The 21,101-nt window shown below is 71.9% G+C and carries 19 protein-coding genes and 2 pseudogenes; 14 read left to right on the top strand and 7 right to left on the bottom strand.

Going from position 1 to position 21,101, the window contains the following annotated elements; all coding sequences use genetic code 11:
• From AA75_RS08115 to AA75_RS47150, 3 genes and pseudogenes are all read left to right on the top strand, one after another.
• On the top strand, positions 1-1,718 hold a 1,718-nt coding region (locus AA75_RS08115; RefSeq protein WP_149038012.1), incomplete at its 5' end, for an AAA family ATPase.
• 194 nt (positions 1,719-1,912) lie between these two features.
• Positions 1,913-2,590 (top strand): sigma-70 family RNA polymerase sigma factor, encoded by a 678-nt coding sequence (locus tag AA75_RS08120; protein ID WP_033819139.1) that lies wholly within the window; start codon positions 1,913-1,915, stop codon positions 2,588-2,590.
• Between the two features lie 512 nt (positions 2,591-3,102).
• A pseudogene (locus AA75_RS47150) lies at positions 3,103-3,198 on the top strand (family 1 glycosylhydrolase); the annotation flags it as partial.
• 217 nt (positions 3,199-3,415) lie between these two features.
• On the opposite strand, the gene AA75_RS08125 reads toward AA75_RS47150, so the two are convergent.
• Positions 3,416-4,081, bottom strand: coding sequence for a hypothetical protein (locus AA75_RS08125; protein WP_033819140.1), 666 nt, complete (start codon positions 4,079-4,081; stop codon positions 3,416-3,418).
• 363 nt (positions 4,082-4,444) lie between these two features.
• A complete protein-coding gene (locus AA75_RS08130; protein ID WP_033819141.1) occupies positions 4,445-6,406 on the bottom strand; it encodes a glycoside hydrolase family 9 protein in 1,962 nt (653 codons plus the stop codon).
• 158 nt (positions 6,407-6,564) lie between these two features.
• Between AA75_RS08130 and AA75_RS08135 the strand changes: the two genes are divergently transcribed.
• From AA75_RS08135 to AA75_RS49125, 3 genes are read left to right on the top strand one after another with little or no spacing between them, the layout of a single operon-like run.
• Entirely contained in the window at positions 6,565-7,239 is a 675-nt protein-coding gene (locus AA75_RS08135) for a response regulator transcription factor (RefSeq protein WP_033819142.1), read from the top strand.
• Positions 7,239-8,483: a cell wall metabolism sensor histidine kinase WalK gene (locus AA75_RS08140; RefSeq protein ID WP_051811999.1), complete on the top strand. Its 1,245-nt coding sequence runs from the start codon at positions 7,239-7,241 to the stop codon at positions 8,481-8,483. Before AA75_RS08135 ends, AA75_RS08140 begins: the two co-directional genes overlap by 1 nt.
• Positions 8,484-8,529: 46 nt before the next feature.
• Positions 8,530-8,670 (top strand): hypothetical protein, encoded by a 141-nt coding sequence (locus AA75_RS49125; RefSeq protein ID WP_158515460.1) that lies wholly within the window; start codon positions 8,530-8,532, stop codon positions 8,668-8,670.
• A gap of 787 nt (positions 8,671-9,457) precedes the next feature.
• Here the strand turns inward: AA75_RS49125 and AA75_RS08145 are convergent.
• Positions 9,458-10,087, bottom strand: a complete 630-nt coding sequence (locus AA75_RS08145) for a TetR/AcrR family transcriptional regulator (protein WP_033819143.1) — start codon at positions 10,085-10,087, stop codon at positions 9,458-9,460.
• A gap of 109 nt (positions 10,088-10,196) precedes the next feature.
• Here AA75_RS08145 and AA75_RS08150 point away from each other — a divergent pair, with 109 nt between their 5' ends.
• Positions 10,197-10,865, top strand: coding sequence for a hypothetical protein (locus AA75_RS08150; RefSeq protein ID WP_051812000.1), 669 nt, complete (start codon positions 10,197-10,199; stop codon positions 10,863-10,865).
• A gap of 432 nt (positions 10,866-11,297) precedes the next feature.
• Here the strand turns inward: AA75_RS08150 and AA75_RS08155 are convergent, their stop codons facing one another.
• Positions 11,298-13,358, bottom strand: a complete 2,061-nt coding sequence (locus AA75_RS08155; protein WP_051812001.1) for a glycosyltransferase — start codon at positions 13,356-13,358, stop codon at positions 11,298-11,300.
• A 103-nt stretch (positions 13,359-13,461) separates the two neighbouring features.
• Here AA75_RS08155 and AA75_RS08160 point away from each other — a divergent pair, with 103 nt between their 5' ends.
• Positions 13,462-14,910 carry a glycosyltransferase gene (locus AA75_RS08160; protein WP_233288962.1) on the top strand — a complete coding sequence of 483 codons (1,449 nt, stop codon included), beginning with the start codon at positions 13,462-13,464 and terminating at the stop codon, positions 14,908-14,910.
• A 251-nt stretch (positions 14,911-15,161) separates the two neighbouring features.
• Entirely contained in the window at positions 15,162-15,446 is a 285-nt protein-coding gene (locus tag AA75_RS08165; RefSeq protein ID WP_149038018.1) for a hypothetical protein, read from the top strand.
• Positions 15,447-15,516: 70 nt separating this feature from the next.
• On the opposite strand, the gene AA75_RS50805 is transcribed toward AA75_RS08165, so the two are convergent.
• Together AA75_RS50805 and AA75_RS45300 are read right to left on the bottom strand one after the other, a co-directional pair.
• Positions 15,517-16,026, bottom strand: coding sequence for a MarR family winged helix-turn-helix transcriptional regulator (locus AA75_RS50805; RefSeq protein ID WP_149038014.1), 510 nt, complete (start codon positions 16,024-16,026; stop codon positions 15,517-15,519).
• 245 nt (positions 16,027-16,271) lie between these two features.
• Positions 16,272-16,469: pseudogene (locus AA75_RS45300) on the bottom strand (serine hydrolase); the annotation flags it as partial.
• Positions 16,470-16,728: 259 nt separating this feature from the next.
• Here AA75_RS45300 and AA75_RS08175 point away from each other — a divergent pair.
• From AA75_RS08175 to AA75_RS47160, 3 genes are all read left to right on the top strand, one after another.
• The gene (locus tag AA75_RS08175) at positions 16,729-16,980 is read left to right on the top strand and encodes a hypothetical protein (protein WP_033819145.1); all 252 of its coding nucleotides are present in this window, start codon (positions 16,729-16,731) and stop codon (positions 16,978-16,980) included.
• Entirely contained in the window at positions 16,977-17,756 is a 780-nt protein-coding gene (locus AA75_RS08180; RefSeq protein ID WP_033819146.1) for a hypothetical protein, read from the top strand. The genes AA75_RS08175 and AA75_RS08180 overlap by 4 nt, the downstream gene beginning before the upstream one ends.
• Positions 17,757-17,864: 108 nt before the next feature.
• The gene (locus tag AA75_RS47160; protein ID WP_149038015.1) at positions 17,865-18,218 is read left to right on the top strand and encodes a hypothetical protein; all 354 of its coding nucleotides are present in this window, start codon (positions 17,865-17,867) and stop codon (positions 18,216-18,218) included.
• A gap of 728 nt (positions 18,219-18,946) precedes the next feature.
• Here the strand turns inward: AA75_RS47160 and AA75_RS08195 are convergent.
• Positions 18,947-19,576 carry a helix-turn-helix domain-containing protein gene (locus AA75_RS08195; protein WP_033819149.1) on the bottom strand — a complete coding sequence of 210 codons (630 nt, stop codon included), beginning with the start codon at positions 19,574-19,576 and terminating at the stop codon, positions 18,947-18,949.
• An 81-nt stretch (positions 19,577-19,657) separates the two neighbouring features.
• Between AA75_RS08195 and AA75_RS08200 the strand changes: the two genes are divergently transcribed.
• Entirely contained in the window at positions 19,658-20,410 is a 753-nt protein-coding gene (locus AA75_RS08200; protein ID WP_033819150.1) for an MBL fold metallo-hydrolase, read from the top strand.
• Positions 20,411-20,453: 43 nt separating this feature from the next.
• The gene (locus tag AA75_RS08205) at positions 20,454-21,098 is read left to right on the top strand and encodes an NAD(P)-dependent oxidoreductase (protein WP_033819151.1); all 645 of its coding nucleotides are present in this window, start codon (positions 20,454-20,456) and stop codon (positions 21,096-21,098) included.
• The last annotated feature ends 3 nt before the right edge of the window (positions 21,099-21,101 follow it).

The following is a 21,101-nucleotide window of genomic DNA, read 5'->3' on the forward strand; positions in this document are numbered from 1 at the left end:
CCCCCGCCCCTGGCGACCCGACCGCCGCCCCCGCCGAGCCGGCCGCGCCCGCCCCGCCCGCCGCCCCGCCCGGCCCGCTGGAGGTGCTGGAGTCGCTGGTCGGCCTGGCCGAGGTCAAGGAGCAGGTCGCCACGCTGGTCAACCTCAACAAGCTGGCCCGGCGCCGCGAACTCGCCGGCATGCCCGCTCTCCCGATGAGCCGTCATCTGGTCTTCGCCGGGCCGCCGGGCACCGGCAAGACCACCGTCGCCAGGCTCTACGGCAGCATCCTGGCCGAACTCGGCGTGCTGGCCGGCGGCCAGCTGGTCGAGACCGCCCGCGCGGACCTGGTCGCCTCCATCATCGGCGGCACCGCCCTGAAGACCACCGAGGTGTTCCGCTCCGCGCTCGGCGGCGTCCTGTTCATCGACGAGGCATACACCCTCTCGGCCGGCTCCGGCGGCAGCGGCCCCGACTTCGGCCGGGAGGCGATCGACACCCTGGTCAAGCTGATGGAGGACCACCGTGAGGAGATCGTCGTCATCGTGGCCGGCTACTCCACCGAGATGACCGACTTCCTGGCCTCCAACCCCGGCCTCGCCTCCCGGTTCAGCCGCACCGTCGAGTTCGCCAACTACTCCGACGAGGAACTCGTCACCATCGTCGAACGCGCCGCCGCGAACCACGGCTACACCCTCGCCGACGACACCCGGGAGGCCCTGCGCACCCTCTTCGAACGGCTCCCCAAGGGCGAGGACTTCGGTAACGGCCGGGCCGCCCGGAAGGTCTTCGAGGAGATGGTGGACCGGCAGGCCACCCGCCTCGCCGCCTGCCCCGAGATCTCCGACGAGGACCTGGCCCGGCTGCTCGCCGAGGACGTCACCCCCGCCGGACCCGACCCCGCCGCCCGCAAGGACGGCACCGAGCTGCTCGCCGAACTCCGCGCGATGGTCGGCCTCCCCGCCGCCAAGGAACAGGTCGAGGACCTGGTCGACCTGCTCCGGCAGACCCGCCGCCGCGAGGAGGCCGGTCTGCCCACCGCCAGGATCGGCCACCACCTGGTCCTCGCCGGCCCGCCCGGCACCGGCAAGACCACCGTCGCCAGGCTCTACGGCCAACTCCTGGCCGAACTCGGCGTGCTTCCCACCGGCCAGCTGGTCGAGACCGCCCGCGCCGACCTGGTCGGCCGCTACATCGGCCACACCGCCCAGCTCACCAAGGAGGCCTTCGATCGGGCCCGCGGCGGCGTCCTGTTCATCGACGAGGCGTACACCCTCACCCCGCGCAACGGCGGCGGCAACGATTTCGGCCAGGAGGCCGTCGACACCCTGATGAAGCTGATGGAGGACCACCGCGACGAGGTCGTGGTCATCGTCGCCGGATACGAGGACGAGATGCAGCACTTCCTCGCCTCCAACCCCGGCCTCGCCTCCCGCTTCTCCCGGCAGATCGAGTTCGGCCACTACACCGACGAGGAACTCGTCACCATCGTCGGCCGCCACGCCGACCAGGCCGGGTACACCTGCGCCCCCGAGACCGTCGCCGCCCTCGCCCACCACTTCGCCGCCGTCCCCCGTGACCGCACCTTCGGCAACGGCCGCTACGCCCGCCAGACCCTCGAAGGCATGATCACCCGCCAGGCCCGCCGCCTCGGCCGCCTCGACTTCGCCGACGTCTCCGAACTGAGCCTCCTCCTCCCGCAGGACATCGCCGACACCCGCCCCCGCAACCCCGCGTAAACGCACGCCCGGCAGCGCCGCAGCCGACCCGCAGCGCCGCCGCCCCGGGCCGGTGCCTCCGTCCCCGCCGGCACCCGCGTTGGCGCGACGTTGGCGCGACGTTGGGGCGGCCCGCGACGGTGGGCGGCAGAAGACGGTGGGCCATGCAGGCGGCTGGCCCGATGCAGACGATTGTTGTGAAGGGCTCTACCGCTGTGGCCATCGACGTTACTGCTCACCTGAAGGACACCCTCCCCACCACCGGGCCGACCGGCGGAGCGACAGCCGCACGACCGGACACCACCCCGGACACCACCCCGGGGACCGCACCCACCGCGGACGCCCTCGGCGCCGCCCACGCGCCGCGACGTGCCACCCTCGACCAGCAGACCCTGGCCGAGCTGTACCGCCTGCACGGCGGCTACCTGCTGCGCGCCATGCTGCGCGCCACCAACGGCGACCGGGGCAAGGCCGAGGACATCGTCCAGGAGACCCTGCTGCGCGCCTGGCAGAACCCGGACGCGATCCGCCGCGGCCCCGAGCACAGCCGCCCGTGGCTGTTCACGGTGGCCCGCCGGATCGCCATCGACCACTTCCGGATGCAGTCCGCCCGCCCGCAGGAGGTCGCGGGGGAGACCCCCGAGGGCCACGCCGGCGCCCACGACCCCTACGAGGAGGTGCTGGACGCCCGCGACATGGCCGTCGTGCTCGCCGAACTCTCGCCCCGCCACCGCGACGTCCTGGTCGAACTCCACATGAAGGACCGCTCGATGGCCGAGGCCGCCGCCGTCCTCGGCGTCCCCGTCGGCACCGTCAAGTCCCGCAGCTTCTACGCCGTCCGGGCCCTGCGCCCCATCCTCGAAGCCCGCGGTCTCGCCTCCGCCGACCACTGACACCCCCCCCGGTCACCGGGCCCCCACGCCCGCCCGGAACCCTCCCTCGGGCGGGGCGATCCCGTGGACGGCCCGTCTGAGCCGGCGCCCCTCGGGGGAGGGCGACGCCCGACCGGAACCCACGCCCTTGCCCGGCACCTGTCGCGCAGCCACCGACGCCTACGACCTGGGCATTCCCCGGCGTGCGAGCCGGCTGGACCCGGAGCACCTGGAACACCTTCCGGAGGTCGCAACCCAACTGTTCCGGCCTGACCTTGGCGTACTGCGGTGTTCGTGCAGGGCTGTCTCTGACACGCGTGTCCGGAGCACTTCGCCGTGGACAAGGGTGCGGAGTTGCTCGTTTCTCAGGGGCATCCACGCGCACGGTGGTTGGCCCGGAATTCCGCGCGGAGCACCGAGGCGGCGCTGAACGCGACGGGCCCGTTCAGCCCCGGTGGGTATGACTCCCGAGAGGCGGTGCGACGTCGGCAGGAGCGATCGCCCGGTCGGTACGATGACACCCCGTCCGACGGGCTGAAGGGTTCAGTCAGAGATTCGGCCTGGTCTATGTCGACTTCGAGACGCAGCGTCGCACCCCGAAGGCGTCCTATGCCTGGATCGCGACCTGATCGGCGCCCATAGGGCGCGGCACGAGAGATTGGAGCGGCTTCGGGCGCGCGCCGGTATCGAGCAACGGTGCTTACGTCCAGTGGAGTTGGCGAATCTGATCTTTGGTCGCATAGGTTGGCAGGTTGTTCGGCGGGCTGGGAGTCTTTCGGATCGAGCCACATACAGGGGTCGGCGCAGACCTCACCGGAAGTCCGACACGGTCCGCTGCTGGGGTCATCAGGAAGCCGGGGAAACGGACATTCGCGCCATCTCCCGGCCGCTCTCGTCCTCCACGAGTACCACCGTTACGGCCTGGCGTGGTAGGGCCGTCGTGATCCTCATGTGCACGGTCTCGCCCTCGGAGATACGCACGCCGCCGCCCGGGGCGCGGTTCCCAGCGGCGTCGGCGGTCATCACACGGTAGGTCCGACCGGGATTCAGACCGGTCAGTACCACGGGAATTTCGGTCCCCCATCCGTGCGAGACCATCTGCCCCTCTCGGGTCACGGCGACATCATGCTTTGGTTCCGTCGGCCACCGCCCGAGCCAGACCGCGGTGGTGATCACCGCCGCTGCTGCCACGACAGCCGGTCCCAGCAGCAGGCGGTGACGGCGGCGGACGCGGACGCGAGCTGTCTCGGCGATGCCCAGGTGGCCCTTGTCGCCGAGATCAGGCGGGCGCGGCACTTCGAGTGGGCTGCTGGACCGGGCAGGCGACCAGTTGCCGGGCGAGGCCCGTCGCAGCGTTCGAACGACGTCCCGGATTTCGGATGCCTCCCGGCGGCACTCCCGGCAGCCGTCCAGATGCCGAGTCGCGGCCTCCGGCGACGCAACCCCCAGCATCAGGCACTCGGCCAGCACCGGCCGGATCTCCCGACAGGCCGGACTCATGGCGCCAACCATCCGTTCTCCTCCAGCACCAGTCGCAGGGAACGCACTCCGTAGTACAGCCTGCTGCGCATGGTCGAGGCCGGAACACCGAGTTCCTCGCCGAGTTGCACGCACGTCTCGCCGCCGAAGTAAACCCGCACCACGGCCAGCTGCTCGGGTCGTCCGCTGGCCAGCTCGCGGCGGCGCGGAGGGAGTGCGGGGCGGGCCCGCAGGAGAGTGCGACGGCGCCTCGGTCGGGGGGAGTCGCCGGCATCGGCGGATGTCCCTGTACCTGGGGGTGGTGGACCGGGGGCCGCACTTGCGAGGACGCCCGGCCTGTGGACGTTGGGTCAGCGTTCCGAACTCGCCCACAGTCCCGCAGCCACCCAATACCGGTCAGCTCGGCTTGGTGTTGGTGTCCTGGGGTGCGGCGGCGAAGGTGAAGGCGAGTAGGGCGGTGGCGGTGAAGTCGTCCGCGGATTCGACTGTCTGCCAGGCGCCGACATGGTCCATGAAGCCGCCGCCACGACCGTCGAAGGCGGTGAAGGGGTTGCCCTGGTTGGCCGGGCAGGCGCGCATGGTGGGGAAGGCGTTGAGATCCTTGAGCTTGTCTGCCGCGTTGGGGCCGTTGACGACGCCGCCGAGGAGGATGTCGCCGTCCCCGTTGAGGTCGCCGGCGAGGTTGGCGGCCTGGTGTTCGGGGCAGCGCGGGAAGGTGGTTCCGGCGCCGATGACGAAGGAGGAGCCCCACGCGTTGGCCCCCAGGGCCCAGTTGCGCTGCTGGGTGGCGAACGCGGCGTAGCGGGAGTCGCCGGTGACCTGGTGGTAGAGCTGGGCGGTGGCGGCCAGGCCCAAGGTGTGGGGCACGGAGTCGAAGTCGGTGTAGACGGCGCCGGCCCTGAAAGGGTCGCGGGCCGCGCGGGCGCTGCCGTCGTCGAGCTGGCGCTTGAGGTCGGCGGCGAGCTGCTCGCGTGTCACTTCCGTGTGGGTCGTGCCGTCGGCGAGCAGGTGGGCGAGGTCGGCGTGGGCGAGGGCGCTGACATCGCCCAGCCCGAGCGTGCCGAGGCTGTCCGAGGTGATGTACTGCTTGGCCCAGTGTCCGGCCTGCCCGGTCCAGCCGGCCGCGCGCCCGTCCCCCAGGGCCTTGGCGGCGAGGGCGAGCTCGGCGGCGCCGAACTCCATGTCGTCCTGCCAGGAGGCCTCGGGGTAGAAGCCGTGCGGGAAGGCGGTGACCAGCTGTTCGCCGGGGTTGGTGTCGGCGAGGGCGTAGATGTGTGCGGCCTTCTCGAGTTCCTCGCGGGCCCGCTCGGGGTCCTCGGCGGCGTCGAGCTGGGCGGCCAGGGCGAAGGTCGCGGCGACGCGCCCGGCGAGGTTGGGGCTGATCGGCTTGCCGGGCGGTGCCGCACGGAAGACCGGCCGGTGCTTGATCAGGTAGTCCGGGTCCCCGGGCTTCACGTCGAGGGCGTCGTCGGCCTCCGGTAGGCGCCACACATCGTGGTCGGAGCGGATCTTGCCGCTGCCGTCGGCGGTGTCGCCCTTGCCGAGCCCGACCTGGACGTAGAGGGTACGCGACCTGTCGTCCCACATCTTGTCGAGCCAGTCCAGGCCGTGGCGTGCCTCGGCGGCGAGCTCCTGCCCGCCGACGGGGGTGGTGCGGTGCGCGAGCAGGAGACTCGCGGTGGAGTAGGAGGCGGTGTGGGTGAACTTGAGGAAGTCCCCGGCGTCATTCCAGCCACCCGAGGCGTCGATCGGGCCGGCGACGCGCTTGAGGGGAGCGGTCAGCACGCTCTCGTCGTCAGCGTAGGCGGGGGTGTCGTAGACCGTGGCCTGGCCGTCCGCCAAGTGGGACGGCTTGCGGCGCAGTTCCGTGGGGACCACGTCGGCGCCGTCGCGCTGGGCCTGGAAGAAGCGGACGTTGTCCTGGATGAGCTTGCCGAAGAGATCGTCCGCCGCGGCGATGCGGAACGTCGGGGAGACTGCGGTGACGGGTCCGGACACCTCGACGCGGTAGTCGCCGGGCTCGGCCAGAGGAGACAGGTCAAGGGTGTGGACGGCCTTGTACTTGCTGTTCCATCCCCCGGTGGACGAGCCGACCTCGCCTTTCAGGACCTCCTTCCCGGAGGCGTCGAGGACCCGGAAGGACGCCTTGGACACGGAGACGGAGGTCATGAGGTAGGCCTGCTTGGCCTCGTCGGGCGTGTAGCCGACCTGGTCGACGCGCACTACCGCCCGCGGAGCACCCGCAGCCAGCGAGTCCGCGCCCTGCGCGGACTGGACGCAGTAGACCGCGACAACGGTGGCTGCCAGGCCGGCAGCGGTCATGCCGATGATGCGCTTACGAATACGGATCTTTGCCATGCCCGCAGACTGCCAGCGGCTTCATGAGGCGAACATGAGGCAGGCGCGGCACCGACTGCGCGAGATGGTCACTGTCTCAGCTCGACGGCAGGGCATAACGCCCCAATCATGACCACCCCGGCGTTCGTGTGGTTTTCGACCCAGTAAGCTCGCCCGCCATGCGTGTACTTGTCGTCGAGGACGACCTTGAACTCGGCCCCGTGATCATCCGCGGCCTGCGCGAGGCAGGCTTCGCCGTCGACTTCGCCACCGACCTCGCCGACGCCGACTTCAAACTCGCGGTCAACACGTACGACTGCATGGTCGCCGACCGCAGCCTGCCCGACGGGGACGCCCTCACGCTCCTGGCCGCCCAGCGCAAGGCCGGCTCCACCCTGCCGGTCCTGCTGCTCACCGCCCTCGACGCGGTCAGCGACCGCGTGGCCGGGTTCGAGCACGGCGCGGACGACTACCTCGTCAAGCCCTTCGCCCTCGCCGAACTCAGCGCCCGAGTACGCACCCTGTGCCGCCGCGGTCAGCCCGCACGGCTGCCGGAACTGCGCTTCGGAGGCCTGGAGCTGGACCTGCCACGCCGCAGGGTCCGGCGCGACGGTGTGCTGCTCACCCTCACCGCGAAGGAGTTCTCGGTCCTGGAGGTCCTGATGCTGCGCGCCGGGGAGGTGGTCACCCGCACCGACCTCATCGAACGCTGCTGGGACGAGCAGACCGAACCGCTCTCCAACGTCGTCGACGTCCTGATAGGCCAGCTGCGCCGCAAACTGGGCCCACCCGAGCTCATCTCGACCGTACGCGGTGTCGGCTACCGGCTCGCCGACCCTGCCGCTGATCTGTGATGCCGTCCAGTCCCGCCGTCGCACGCCTGAACCGGGTCCGGTGGGCGACGACCCTGCTCTTCGCCGCCACGACCGCCCTGTGCCTGCTGGTCCTTGCCGTCCTGGCTTCGCGCACGGACGCCCGGTCCCGCACGAACGATCTCGACAACGGCGTCAGCCGGCGGGCCGACGGTCTCGCCCGCACCGTCTACTACGACGCGGGCGTCCTTCACCTCGACGCCCTGGCGGAGGACGAGCTGGCCCTGAGTGCGGAGCGGCTCGCCGTCATCCAGGCATCCGTGCCCGGTCGGCCCCAGATCCGTCAGGCACCTACCGCGCGCGCCGCTCTTCCCGACCAGGCCGGGATGGACGAGATCTGGCAGCAGGTCGAGCATGACCAGGAGACCGTCCTCGTTTCCTTGGAGGCCAGCGGGCGGGAGATCCATTGGGCCGCCGCCCCTGTCTGGGACGGCGACCGGATCGGCGCCGCCGTCCTGGTCGGAGCCGACCCCGCCGAGAGCCAGGCCGCCCACGACCGCCTCGTCCGCCGGCTCGCACTGGGCTGCGCCGCCCTGGTGCTGGCCGCCGCCGCCATCGGGCACCTCCTGTCCGGACGGGCCATGCGACCCGCGCTGCGCGGACTCGACCAGCAGGAACAGTTCCTCGCCGAAGCCGCGCACGAGCTCCGTACCCCGCTTGCCACCCTGCGCCTGGTGGTCGAGAGCGGCAGCACCTCCCTCACCCGAGCGCCCGCCGCCCTCGACGAGGCCCTCCGCCTCGTCGACCGCCTGGGCAGGCTGGTCACCGGGCTCCTGGCCCGGGCCCGCGTCGAGGCCGGCACCCAAGAGATCGAGCTCACCCCCCTGCGACTCGACCAGCTGGTCGAACAGACCGTCGAGGAACTGCCGGACAGCACCGGTGTCACCGTCGCCACCGAGCCCGCCGTCGTCAACGGCGACCCCGAACTGCTCGCCCAAGCCGTCCGCAACCTCGTCGAGAACGCGCTCCGGCACGGCGGCGGAACCCCGGTCGACGTGAGCGTCACCCCCGGCCGCATCACCGTACGAGACCACGGCCCCGGCGTCCCCGCCGAGGACCGGGAGCGGGTCTTCGAATGCCGTGTCACCGGAACCACCAGCAGCGGCACCGGAACCGGCCTCGCCATCGTCAAATGGGTCGCCGAACTCCACGGCGGAACCGCCCGGCTCGCCCCCGCACCCGGCGGCGGCCTGCTTGCAGAACTCCTCCTATCTGCAGACCACTGATGGATCACTGGGCCGAGTGGACTGGGCTCGACCAGGAGCAGCAGGATTGACCTGTTGGCCGGCCGAGGGCTGGCGGGTGTCCGTGAACACCGTCGCCGAGATCACGGCCGAGAACGGCTGGTACGGCCGCGAGCCGAAGAAGCGCAGTTCACTGACCCGGCAGGGCAAAGCGGAAGGCCGCCCGTGACTTGGTGGGCCAGCACTTCGACGCGGTATCGCCCGACGTGCTGTGGTGCGGTGACATGACCGCGATCGACACCGGCGAGGGAAGCCCTACCTCGCCACGGTCATCGATCTACTCTCCCGCGGCTGGCCGGGCTACGCGATGGGCGAGCGGCACTACGCCGCCCTGGTTTGTGCGTCCTTGAAGATGGCGCCGCAACCCGGGGCGGCAACGTGGACGGCGTGATCCTTCGCGTCCGCCGCCTACCAGGATCTGTGTGCCCGGCTCGGCGTCGTCCGGTCCATGGGGCGGATGGGGCTGGTCGGCTCGTGCTTCGGCGACGCCGCCGCGGAGGCCTTCAACTCGTAGCTCAAGGTTGATTACGTCCACCGGCACCGGTTCGCCACCCGGACCGGGGCACGCATCAAGATCTCCACCTGGATCGCCGACTTCTACAGCACCAGGCGCAGGTACACCCGAACCGGCGGACTCCCGCCTGCTGAGTTCGAACGCATCATCCGACAGCACCGACAACAGGCCATCCATCAGAGTGATGGCCGCATAGCGACGAACGAGAGGACAGACAACGCATGGATCCCGCGGAACGCCAGGACGGCGGGGCCGCCCCTGCGGGGACCGGCCGTGCGTCGTCAGAGCTGAAGACACCATGACGGCTCTGCCGGTTGCCGATCGATGAGGCTTTCCCGAGATGGACCTCGGCGTATCCTGGGCCCCGTCTCCCGTCAGGCGGACAGAGCCGTGGTGGCCGGCGGGGGCGCGCCGAACGGAGCCGTCCCGATCCGGGTGCCCCTCATCCGGCGAGGGCCGCGAACCCGGTGCAGAGCAGGCGGACGCTCCGGGTGAACTTCTCGTCCTGGCTCAGGCGCGGCAGCAACGGTCCCATGATCAGCGGGAATTGCTCGCAGAGCTCGGCATGGAGTTCGCCAGTGACGGGCGGCGGCGCCGTCGGCTGGTTCTGCTCCTGCAGGACGAATCCGGTGACGTGGCTGAGCAGGGTGTCGGCGGCGATGCCGCAGTGGTCGGCGGACAGACCGGCGTCGAGGAGGGTGCGCAGCAGCCGTTCCATCAGCAGGAGAGCGCCGGTGCTGAGCGTGCCGGGGCTCTCGGCCAGGAGTTGGGCACCGCCGGGGTGCTGTTTGACGCTCAGGCGCAGTGCGGTCGCCTGGGCGTGGACGCGGTCCTGCCAGGTGGCGGCGGCCGGGAGGGATGCCATTGCGTCGGTGCCGGCGTCGTACGCCCGTCGGCAGACGCGGTCGGCCATCAGCGCGAGCAACTCATCCTTGCCGCGGACGTGGTAGTAGAGGCTGCCCGCGTGGGCGTCGAGGCGGTCGGCAACCTGGCGCATGGAGAGGTTGTGGTAGCCGACCTCGGCGAAGACGGCCATGCCCGCGTCGACGATGCGGTCCTTGGTGAGCTTCATGAACCTCACCGTACAGCTACTTCAAACACTGTTCGAAAGCCGTGCTAGCTTTGCGTCGTCAAGTTTTCGAACGGCGTTGGAAAGCGCCGCGATCGGGGGAGAGACAGGCATGGGGGCGATCGTCTTCAACGTGACCACAGCGGCGCTGATGGTCATGATGGTCAACTGCGGGCTCGGGGTGGTCGGCCGCGACACCCTGCGCGGAAGGCCGCTCCCGTGGGCGGCGGTCACCCTGGCCGCACTCGCCGTCATCGGCGTCCTCCTCCAGCTCGTCTGGTCAGGTGCGATGGACGTGCTTGACGCGGACCCCGCCAGGTCCGGCTGGTGGCGCGAGTTCACCTCGGTGTTCATGCAGAACGGCGGCCTCCTCGGCGGGCTGTGGAACCTGGTCACCCTCGCAGCCGTCGCCGCGCTCGCCCACTGGTACTGGGGCGGTCCGCTCACCGTCGGCTTCTTCCTCGTCGGCGTCCTGCTGCCGAGTCGCCTCGACAGCCTGCTCGGCCTTGGCGACGGCCCCAGCACCGACCCTCGCAACTTCGCCGGCAGCTCCGGCGCCACCTACTTCCTCGGCGCCACCCTCGCGCTCGCCTTCCTCACCCGCACCCGCCTCCCCAAGGAGATCGCCTTGGCGGCCGGCGTCCCCGCCCTCGGCCTCGCGATGTGGTTCGCCCAGGAGAACGGCCACGGGTTGGTGTCCGCCTACGGCTTCGCCCTCGCGGCGGCCGTGTGGGCCGTCTGTCGCTGGCTGGGCCGTTCGGCTCCGGGGCAGCCGGCCTGACCGCGGGCCCTGCCGCAGTCGGCCAACTGGAGGGCAGCGCCCAGTAGGTCGCCGACCGCCGCCTCGGCCTCCCGTACGGAACCTACCGACGCCACCTGCGCCAGGGTCTCGACCTGCTCTGCGAGGCTCTGTGGCAGCAGGAACTGCACGGTCCTCGGCAGGTAGGCGCGCGCCTGCTTCGGCACCGGTCCCCGGAGGTCACGCAGGGTAGCGGGCCGGGGCCGCCACGACGGTGGTCGAGAATCGGACGTGGCGCGGGGATGCTGCCGATCCGTGATCCTGTGTCAGGAGCGCGCCGCCGTACCCGCGCGCCTCGTTCCCGCGGCACGCCGCGCGAAGCAGTGCCCGGTGCCGGGCGGCCGAGACCCGGCACCGGCTGCGTGGCCGCGGATCTGCTCAGCGAGCCAGCCGCCTGCCGGCCGCCACGTCGCGTCACAGAGCCGCGAGTTGCGCGTATTCGGCGGCGAGAGACTCAGCCATGGCCGACGCGGAGAACCGGGCGGCCACACTCGTGCGACCCTTGGCTGCGATCCGAGCGAGCTCGCCGTCGGAATGCTCGGCAAGCGCGAGCAGTCCCTTCGCGAGGGCCGAGGTGGACTCTGTAGGGAGCAGGAACCCGTTGGCCCCGTCGCGGATGTAGTGCGGGACGCCTCCTCGGCGCGGTCCGGCGGCGACGAGCCCCGAGTCCATCGCTTCGAGCAGCGCGAGGCCGAACTCCTCCTTGGCACTGGGGCACACGTACAAGACACGGCCGGTTTCGCGGCCGCTGGCGAGCGCGCGTTCGAGGATTCTGACCTGGCGGTTGGGCAGAGCGGGCCAGAGTGCGATGTGTCGGCGGGCTTCCGGCCGGCCGGCGAGAAGCTTGGTGATCTTGGATCGCATCTCCTTCTCGACGGGTGTGGCACCGGCCGCCGATCCGCCGATCAGGAGCATCGCCGTCGAGTGGTGCAGGCCCGACTCGAGCCAGGACTCCACCAGACGGTCCTGCTGCTTGACGGGGTGCAGGCGGCCGACGCTGAGGAACAGGCGCATCCCGCGTGCCACGGGGTCGATGCCGTCGGGGCGCTCCCCGCCCTGGAACAGTCGTTCCAGGAGCGCGGCGCTGATGTGATCGTCGTCGGAGCCCGGGGTGAACGGGGGGATTCCCTCCGGCGGAGAGGCGATGCGGCGCGTGGCCCGCGCGTCGGCGAGTTGGGGGAAGTGGACGGACAGGTCCGAGGAGCCGGTGCCGCTAGGGATGGTGACCAGCAGGTCGGAGCGGGCCACGAGGCGGTCGCCCACGAAGATCCGGTGGAGGTCCAGGCGCAGTGCCGATGCCGGTTCGCCCTGCGAGGTGCGCGGCACTCCCCGGTGCCGTTCCGCCATGGTGCGGTGCGGATCCGGTGTGGCCGTGAACACGAAACGTGAGCCGCTGCGGCGTGCGGCGTCCGCCACGGCCAGCGAGCAGTCGTCGGCGTAACGTGCGTGCACCACGTCCGGTGCCGCGCCGGGAAGGGCCAGCAGGCGTGTCGCCCACCAGGCGATGGCCGGCCGCAGGGCGAGTGCGGTGGCGGGGCCTACCGGATCGCTGCCGGGCACCGGAATCCTCAAGGCCCAGTGTTCGGAACCGAGGAGTTCGACCAGCGGCCGGCCCCTGCGTAGGCCGCGGGAGTCGGTGAGGACCAAGGTGAGGACCCGTGAGACCTGACTGGTCGCCGCCATGGCGTCGCCGAGGCCGGCGACCAGGACGCTCATGCCGCCGCTGAGGCCCGTGCCGGGCTCGTCCAGCTGACCGAGCATCATGGACTGGGCCACCACCATCCCCCGGGCGGGCCGCGCCGGCAGGCCGTCGACGGCCCGACGGAAGTCGGCGCCGAGCAGCCCGCCGGGCTCGGCCCGCTCCCACGCCGCCGACAGGAGAAGCCGCTCGTAGGGGTCCGATGGGCGGATCGGCCGTGGGGGAAGCACCGCAGGGCCGCCGGGAATGCCGGACAGGTAGCGCAGGGCCGCGTGGCGCTGCACGCTGTGGGCGCTGCGTGCGTGGGGTGCGCACTCGGCGGCGGTCAGCGGCCGCTGGCCGTGCGCCTCCGCGAGGTCGAGCAGGCACGCGGTCTCCGCTGCGTTGACGGTGGTCAGGAGCCGGCTCCTGAGGGCGGAGCGGGCGTGCGCGCGGGACCCAGCAGTGACGGTTTCCGCCCATGCTTCGGCGAGGCTGCTCCGCAGCATCGGTGTGCCTTGGGCCGCGGTCACCAGGGCGAGGGGAGGCCAAGGGGCGCCGGAGCGGGCGGCTCTGCGAAGGTCAGCCGCCAGCAGGTCGTCCGGGGGGAGCTTGCCCGCGCCGTGGCGGTCGGATCCGCGGCCGTATTCGGCCCTGGCCAGGAGCGACAGGAGGTCATCGCCCGCGGGAGCGGGCGCCGAGGGGTTCCACCAGTGGTGGCGCCACCGCGCGACCACGTCCGCCTGGGACGCCCTGGCGCGGTGTTCGTGGGACAGACCGAAGGTGTCGGCTGGCATCGTGGTAGCCCTTTCGTCGGCTGCGTTGCCAAGGACGGGTTCGGAGCCGACCGCCGGACCGGATCTGCAGGGGCACGGTTTCCCGAGCCGGGGACCCAGGGGGATGCGTGGCATCATCGAAAGGACAGCCGCTCCCGGCTGCCGGCCGCGCACTGGAACATGTCAGTTGCGGAGGATTTCCGTGCCCCGAGTCGTTGTCATCAGCCCGCCGTTCCGCTCGCACGCCGCACCTCTGAGCATCCTGGGCGCTGCCCTGCGCGACGCGGGGGCCGATGTCACACTGGCCTGCGCTCCGGCCTTCGCCGACTTGGCCGAGCGACACCGTCTCGGATTCGCCCCGCTGACCGTCACCCGCAACGCCAACCACGGCATCGCGGAGCGAACGGCCCAGGCCAACGACGAAGCCGAACGCCTGCGGGAGTTCCTGGAAGCCACACGCGACGGCGCGGTCGCGGCTCTGCTCACCCAGGCGCGCCATCGGCGGGCCGACATGCTCCCCGACCCGGACCGGATCCTGTCGGAGATCAGCGCCCTCGACGACAGCGCGCGGCCCGACTGGTACTTGGTGGACCAGCTCAGCTATCCGGTGACACTGGCCATGCACTGCCTGGGACTGCCCTACGCCACCTTCTGTCCGGGTCACCCCAGCTACATCCCGACCGGACCGGACGCGTTCTTCGGACTGCCCTATGCCTGGCCCGACACGGTTCGGCCCGATCCGCACGCCCTCGCCCGGCTGCGCACCGCCGCAGCCGTCAACGACTTGGCGTTCACCGAGGCGTTCCGACGGGTCGTCCATCGGCAAGCGGTCGAAGTCCCCGTTCCGGAGCGGGCCTTCGCCCTGTGCTCACCGCACGCGGTGGTCTTCAACTACCCTGAGTTCCCCTGGCTCCCGGCCGCGCCCGAGGGCCCCGCAGCGATCTACACCGGGCACTGCACAGCCCGGCCCGCCGCGTCGGGGCTCGACGAGTTCTGGCGGGCTACGGTTGCCCGGCTGACCTCGGGCGGGCGACCGTTGGTACTGATCGCTTTCGGTACGTTCCTTTCGGCCCGCGACGACGTCCTGCGCACGGTCACCGAAGCGGTGCTCGAGCGCACGCAGGCGTCGGTGATCGTGGCGGCGGGGAACCGCATCGAGGACCTCGTGCACGATCCACGGCTCGCGGCGGCGCCTCCCGATCGTCTGTGCGTCGCCGAGGCTGTTCCCCAGCAGGAACTCCTGGGGCACGCTTCGGTGATGGTGCACCACGGCGGCAACAACTCGTTCACCGAGTGTCTGACGGCGGGGGTGCCGATGGCCGTCCTGCCGTTCTCCAGCGACCAGTTCGCCATCGCCCACGACCTGGAGCGGGCAGGGCTGGGCGCCTGCTTGGACCCCAACACCCTCGAGGTCGACTCCATGGGCGCCGCTGTCGGGGGCCTGTTGGCGGGCCCGAGGGGCGCGCACGCGAGCAGGCGCGCCGAGGTCCTCGCCGCGGGCCCGCAGTTTGCCGCCGGGCGGCTGATGTGCCTGATGGCAGGCGTCGCGCGCACGGGTGCCGCGGCGCGGTGACGCCCCCGCTGCGGCTGGGCGGGGGCCGATTGTTCCCCGTGCCGCCTCGGTCGTCCCGCGCCCGGGCGCTGCGTCCGTCCGGGACCGGGGCCGGCGGTGCGGGCGGCACTTTGCGCGACCCGGCTGCCGTGTGGGCCGGGGCCCGCTGCGCGGGCTCATGCGGTGCGCAAGCGATGCGAGTGCCGGTTGGCGCGTGGCTGCAGGCAGGCTGAGCCCGGGAACACTGCTACGGAGTGGAGGGAGTGATGGCCATGCTCATCGTCCGCAAGCTTCACGATGCTGGCATCACCAGTGAGCACGCCTACGCGGCCGCGTTCGGCTCGGTGGGTCTGTCCTTCGTGAGCTGGATCGCGTCGATGAAGGCAGAGCACGCCGGGGTCGAACGGGCCGACCGGTGGGGCATCTTCATCGGTGAGTGGGCACCAACGTTCTTCGGCCTGGGTCTGGCCCTCGCGCAGTACGAGAACGCCCCGGCTGAGGCGGGGGACCACCGTAGCGCGTGGTCCGACCGCCGGTCCGGAGCCGAGGCCGGCTGAGTGCAGGTGCCCTGGGCGGGCGACTGCGCCGTGAGTGTTCGGTGGCGGCAGCCGTCGCGGTCCGGCGTCTCTATGTGCCGGGCCCGGGACTTCCTTCGCTGCTGGCGTCCTGTTCGAGGTAGTGCCGGTAGGCCGAGGCGACGTTCTGCAGGTAGCGCTCGGCGCCGGCCCGTTCGGCTTCGGTGAGGCCGTCGGCTGCGCCGAAGACGAGGCCGAGAAGCGGGGCCAGCTCGCCCATGACGTGGCCGAAGCCGCTCGCGGTCACGTCCAGGACCTGGCGGCGCCTGTCGTCGGGGTGGGGGCCGCAGGTCATGTGGCCCTCGGACACCAGCCGGTTCACCGACTGCGTTCCGGCGGCGCTGGTGACCCAGAGCCTGCGTGAGAGCTCGACCGGCCCGATCGGCTCCCCGGCGCCCGGGTGGGAGAACGGTTGGCTCCCTCCCGCCCCCGCTCCGGGCGCAGGGCCCTGACGCTGGAGGAGGTGCTCGACCTGCAGGCAGAACTGCGAGCCGCTCTCACCCTGCTGCTGCCCGGGCCGGTCGACGTCGGCAGCACGCCGCGTCCTGCTCCGGCCTCCCATCGGCCGACCGGTTGACCGTGCCGGGCGGCACATGGTGGTCGGGAGCGCCGAGCGGTTCACGTACCTGCCGCAGCTTGTGGCCACGGGGCACGGGGGTGGGCGGGCGGTGCAGGCGGTCGGCGGCCGCACCGGGAGCCCGGTCGTCACAGTCCTGGGCAAAACCCTGCCCGCCGACCGGACTCCGCCTACGTGATACGCGGGCTGGCACGTCCGATGGGACGGCCAGGGCCGGTTCAGTCCGCGGTTCAGCGGCACAGGGCGTCCACGGCCGCCGCCTGGTGCTGAGCGGCCGCGCCGGTCGGGATGGTGGTCACCGCGATGTTGACGGCGCGGCCGTCCCCGGTGACGCCCCCTCGGGTCCGGTACCCCGGGATGGTGCCGCCGTGGCCCCAGTACACGCCGCCGCACGACAGCGGCGTGCTCGTCAGGCCCAGGCCGTAGCGGATACTCCGCCTGGCGGCCGCTCCAGGGCGGCGCATCGCGCAGCGTGTGCACCGACCACTGCGCGCCCCTCATCCGCGGCAGCGGCGGACGCATGGTCGGCGACGGGGAGTGGTACTTCCCGCGCGAACGCGGAACACACCGCCGCCTGTTCACCTGGCTCCCCTGACACCTGCTGTGCCGCGGCCGCACCACCCCGGCCGCGGCACACTGGTGGGAGACTGGGTGGCGAACCGTCACACAACAGGGAGATATGCACCGGTGACCACCCCCGCACGCCCGACCGCCCACGCCACCGTCCCCGGAGTGCAGGACGCTCTCGGCTGGCCGGACGGATGGCAGCCCCGCGGCAGGACCGCGTGGATCGTCACCCGCGACGGCGACAGCATCGCCGCCCACCGCATCCGCCCCGAGGCCGACCAGGTCTTCGACGACGGCATCGCGTCTTCCCCGCACCGTTCGCCGAGCACGGCTACGCCTGCCCGAACGCCGACGGCTCGCTGGTGTTCGTGAGCGGGGACGCGGCACTGACGGCCGTCGACACCGCCGGCCGGCGGCTGTGGACCGTGGAGCACACCCCGTGGAGCAGCGGAGGGTCCGGCGACGGGGCGTGCGCTGCCACCCCCGACGAGCGCTACGTGCTCTCCACCATCCCCGGTCCTGTGAACGCGAACGGCTCGTACGACGGTGACCTGTGCATCGCCGTCGACGCGCGGAACGGGGAGGTGGCCGACCGGGTCGCCCTCACCGCAGCGTCGGCGACCTACACCTTCCACGGCCGGCCGACAGCCGACGGGGCGTTGCTGTTGTCGGCCGGCCAGGGACAGGAGGACGCCCTCTCCTACGCCGTCGCTTGCACAGGCGGGAAACTCAACGTCGCACCCGCCGCCCGCCCCGACGAACTCCTCGCCGGTATCAATCCCGACGGCGACCGCCTGATCACCCTCGAGCGCGCCGGCACCCGCCTCCAACTCCACGCCCTCACCGGCGACGGAACGTGGCAGGCCGCCGCGTCGATCGCCATCACGGACATCCCCGGCTCCGGCGACGACCGTCTCGTCAACCGCCCCGGCTTCCTCTCCGACACCGCCGTCATCGCCGCGGTCGCCGAACACGACTTCGCGGAAACCTCCCGCCACGTCCTCCTCGACCCGCAGACCCTCACCCTGCTCACCGAACTCACCTACCCGGCCGTTCCCGGCCCCGACCCGCTCGCTCTCGGCGACGGAACCTGGCTTACCACCACTGCCGGAGACCAGCTTTCCCGCTGGACCGTCGGCAACCTGTAGTCACGGGGGTGCCCTCAGGCATGTCCGCGCTTTCGGGTTGCCGACAGCGAGGTCGGCGCCGACCTGGACCGGGCGGGGAGTGGCAGACCTGCGCCTACCATGTCGAGGGTGCCCAGCACCGGGCCGCGATCCGCCGTCAGGCCGAGCGTGAGCAGGACCAGGATCACACCGAGCCGCCACCCGGGCCCGGTGCCGGCGGCCATCCACGGCCACCCCGGCCCGGTCGAGGAGCAGCGTTCGGCGTACTGTGACCGGCATATGTGGGCCGTGCCGCCGTGCGGCCAGCGTACGTCGCTGCTGGTGGACCAGCCCGCCCTGCTCAAGGTTCCCAAGGCGATCGACGGTGCCGGGCTGCCACCGGTCACGGTCCCGGCCTGGATGACCGCGGACCCCGAGGGCATCAGCCTGCGCGAGCAGCTGGCCGCTCGCGGCCGTGAGCGCGAGCTCGCCGGGAGCCGCTGATGACCGCAGTCACCGACCTCGGCCACATCGTCCTGCTCGCCGCCCGCCAGGCCGCCCGCACGAACGGCAAGGCCCCGTCCCATCGCACCCGCACCGTCCGTCCGGACGGACGGACGGACGCGCCGTGCGGCCGCGGGAGCAGATGCCGGTCGCGGACGTTTTCCTCGCCCTGGTCGCCGCCCACGGCTGGACCCTCGGCATCGCCGGCGGGGGCCTGCGCGGCCACTGGCCCACGATTGTCAGTGCCGAGGCTGCTGCCCACTGGCACCTCGCCGGCTACGACCCGACCACCCGCCGCCTGCGCGTGCTCGCCGACTCCCCGCCCAGCTGCGCCTCAGCGTGCGCCGCATCCTCGCTGCCCTCGAGCAGCTGCGGCCCGGCACCACGACGGCCGTCGACGTCCGCGTCGGCCCCGCCCCGTGGTGCAGCCCGACCAGGGCCCCGACGACCGGCCCACCCACGCGGCCGACCCGGCCCCCGCTCACCACATCTGCCAGGAGCTGAGCCGCCGGATGCGCCAGGACGCCACCGCCCACCGGACCGCGATCGCGGACGGCCCGGCCCCCGACGCCGACCAGCACGCCCGCCAGCAGCGCGAGCGCCATCGCGCCGCGCCCCCGCCGTCGCCTGCGGCCACGCCATCCCGCTGCGCACAGCAAAGGACCGCCTTTGAGACCGGCGCAGACTCGGTAGAGCTTGAGGTCGCAGACTCGCAAGCGGCCGGTCGTTCAGCGGGGCAGGATGCGCAGTACTGCCTCGCGTTCGCCGCTGAGCCGCAGGCCTTGCTGTACCGCGGTGCTCAGATCGAGGTCGCCGAGCAGGGTCGCGGCCAGCAGGTGCGGTGGTCCGGTCAGGGATGCGGTGGGGTGGTCGACCCGGCCGGCGTGGGTGTGCACCGAGCCGTCCTTGACTTCGATGACCAGGTCTTCGTTGCCGTCGGCGTGCAGTTGGAGGGCGATTGCCGGCTGGTCGGGGCGGTGGTCGGTGAGTGCCCGGGCGGGCATGTCCAGCCAGTGGGTGCGGAAGGTGTCGCTGCCGGCCGGCTCACGCAGCAGCGGAATTCCCCATCGGCTCAGTTCTTGCAGCACCGGTTCCAGTGCGCGGCCACGCTCGGTGAGGGAGAACAGGGTGGTGGCCACCGGCGGCGGGGCGGCCTTGCGGTGGATCAGGCCGGCTTCCTCGAGTTCGCGGAGCCGGTCGACCAGCAGGTTGCTGGCGATCCCGGGCAGCCCGTTGCGCAGGTCGGTGTGCCGGCACGGACCCAGGGCGAGCAGTTCACGGACGATCAGCAGGGTCCATCGGTCGCCGATGGTGTCCAGTGCTTTCGCGATGCCGCAGTACTGCCCGTAGGTGCGCATGCCACCACCCTACCTCGCGGCATTGAGATTCAAAACTCTCTTGTTGACTTTCTCAACAACGTCGGTCTAGCGTCGCTGCCCATGACCACCACCCTTTCCGTTCGTCGGCTCGCCTGGGCCGGCGTCGAGATCCGTCTCGGCGACACCCGCCTGCTGATCGACCCGCTCGAGAACGTCGCTCCGCTGGCGCCGGTGATGGGGCCGCCGCACCGGCCGGTCGACCCGGTCGACACCCCGCCCGGCACCCACGCCCTCATCACCCACCTGCACCCCGACCACTACGACCACGACCTGATCGCCCGGATCGCGGCCACCGGCACGATCGGCTGCCACACCCCGAGCGCGGCGGCGCTGCAGGAGGCGGGCATCACCCCCGTCGCCCAGCACCTGGGCCGCTCACGCCGCATCGGAGGGCTGACCGTCACCCCGGTGACCTCGCTGGACTGGCGCGGCAACGACTGCGACCAGGTCGCCTGGGTCGTCGAAGGAGCCGGCCGGCGGATCATCCACTGCGGCGACACCCAGTGGCACGGCAGCTGGTGGCAGATCGCCCGCGACCACGGCCCGTTCGACGTCGCGTTCGTCCCGGTCAACGGCGTCATCGCCCACTTCGAGGGCTACGCGGCCAACGTCCCGGCGACCATGACCCCCGAGCAGGGCGTCGAGGCCGCCGTCGCCCTGGGCGCCCGCACCGTCTGCGCCATGCACTACGGCCTGTTCCACAACCCGCCGTTCTACACCGAGCAACCCGACATCGAGCGGCGCTTCCAGCACGCCGCCGACGAGCGCGGCATCACCGCGGCCATCATCGCCGACGGCCGGCCCGTCCTCTGACCATCAGAAAACATCAGAAACCATCGGAAACAAGGAGCAACACATGAAGATCGTCCTGTTCGGTGCCGGCGGCAACATCGGCCGGCCCACCACCGAGGAACTGCTGCGGCGCGGCCACACCGTCACCGCGGTCACCCGGGCCGGCCACGTCGACGGACTCGAGCACAAGGCCCTGACCGTGACCACCGGTGACGTCACCGACGCCGCCGCGGTCGCCGGCCTCGCCGCCTCCCACGACGCCGTACTGTCGGCCGTCGGCCCCCGGATCGGCCAGGAGGACGACCGCGCCACGATCGTCGGTGCCGCCCGTGCGCTGATCGACGGACTCCGCCGAGCCGGCGTCACCCGCCTGGTCACCATCGGCGGTGCCGGCAGCCTGCGCACGCCCACCGGCGCCCGGGTCATGGACGACCCGGACTTCCCCGCGCTGTGGAAGGCCAACGCCCAGGCCCAGTCCGAAGCGCTCGACCTCTACCGCGGCGTGCACGACCTCGACTGGACGTACGTGTCGCCCGCCGCGGTCATCGCAGCGGGCGAGCGGACCGGGGTCTACCGCAGCGCCGGGGACACCCTGCTCACCGACGACGACGGCAACAGCCGCATCTCCTACGCCGACTACGCGATCGCCCTGGCCGACACGATCGAGAGCGGCACTGCGATCCGCCGCCGCATCACCGTGGCGTACTGAGCC

The organism is Kitasatospora sp. MBT63 (assembly GCF_000710465.2).
Classification (GTDB): domain Bacteria; phylum Actinomycetota; class Actinomycetes; order Streptomycetales; family Streptomycetaceae; genus Kitasatospora.

Excerpts from the sequence above, each read along its gene's own strand:
- AA75_RS08125 (WP_033819140.1), bottom strand. The coding sequence starts at position 4,081 with ATGGTTGGCGCCATGAGTCCGGCCTGTCGGGAGATCCGGCCGGTGCTG.
- AA75_RS08130 (WP_033819141.1), bottom strand. The coding sequence starts at position 6,406 with ATGGCAAAGATCCGTATTCGTAAGCGCATCATCGGCATGACCGCTGCC.
- AA75_RS08135 (WP_033819142.1), top strand. The coding sequence starts at position 6,565 with ATGCGTGTACTTGTCGTCGAGGACGACCTTGAACTCGGCCCCGTGATC.
- AA75_RS08140 (WP_051811999.1), top strand. The coding sequence starts at position 7,239 with ATGCCGTCCAGTCCCGCCGTCGCACGCCTGAACCGGGTCCGGTGGGCG.
- AA75_RS08145 (WP_033819143.1), bottom strand. The coding sequence starts at position 10,087 with ATGAAGCTCACCAAGGACCGCATCGTCGACGCGGGCATGGCCGTCTTC.
- AA75_RS08150 (WP_051812000.1), top strand. The coding sequence starts at position 10,197 with ATGGGGGCGATCGTCTTCAACGTGACCACAGCGGCGCTGATGGTCATG.
- AA75_RS08155 (WP_051812001.1), bottom strand. The coding sequence starts at position 13,358 with ATGCCAGCCGACACCTTCGGTCTGTCCCACGAACACCGCGCCAGGGCG.
- AA75_RS08160 (WP_233288962.1), top strand. The coding sequence starts at position 13,462 with ATGCGTGGCATCATCGAAAGGACAGCCGCTCCCGGCTGCCGGCCGCGC.
- AA75_RS08165 (WP_149038018.1), top strand. The coding sequence starts at position 15,162 with ATGCTCATCGTCCGCAAGCTTCACGATGCTGGCATCACCAGTGAGCAC.
- AA75_RS50805 (WP_149038014.1), bottom strand. The coding sequence starts at position 16,026 with ATGGGAGGCCGGAGCAGGACGCGGCGTGCTGCCGACGTCGACCGGCCC.
- AA75_RS08195 (WP_033819149.1), bottom strand. The coding sequence starts at position 19,576 with ATGCGCACCTACGGGCAGTACTGCGGCATCGCGAAAGCACTGGACACC.
- AA75_RS08200 (WP_033819150.1), top strand. The coding sequence starts at position 19,658 with ATGACCACCACCCTTTCCGTTCGTCGGCTCGCCTGGGCCGGCGTCGAG.
- AA75_RS08205 (WP_033819151.1), top strand. The coding sequence starts at position 20,454 with ATGAAGATCGTCCTGTTCGGTGCCGGCGGCAACATCGGCCGGCCCACC.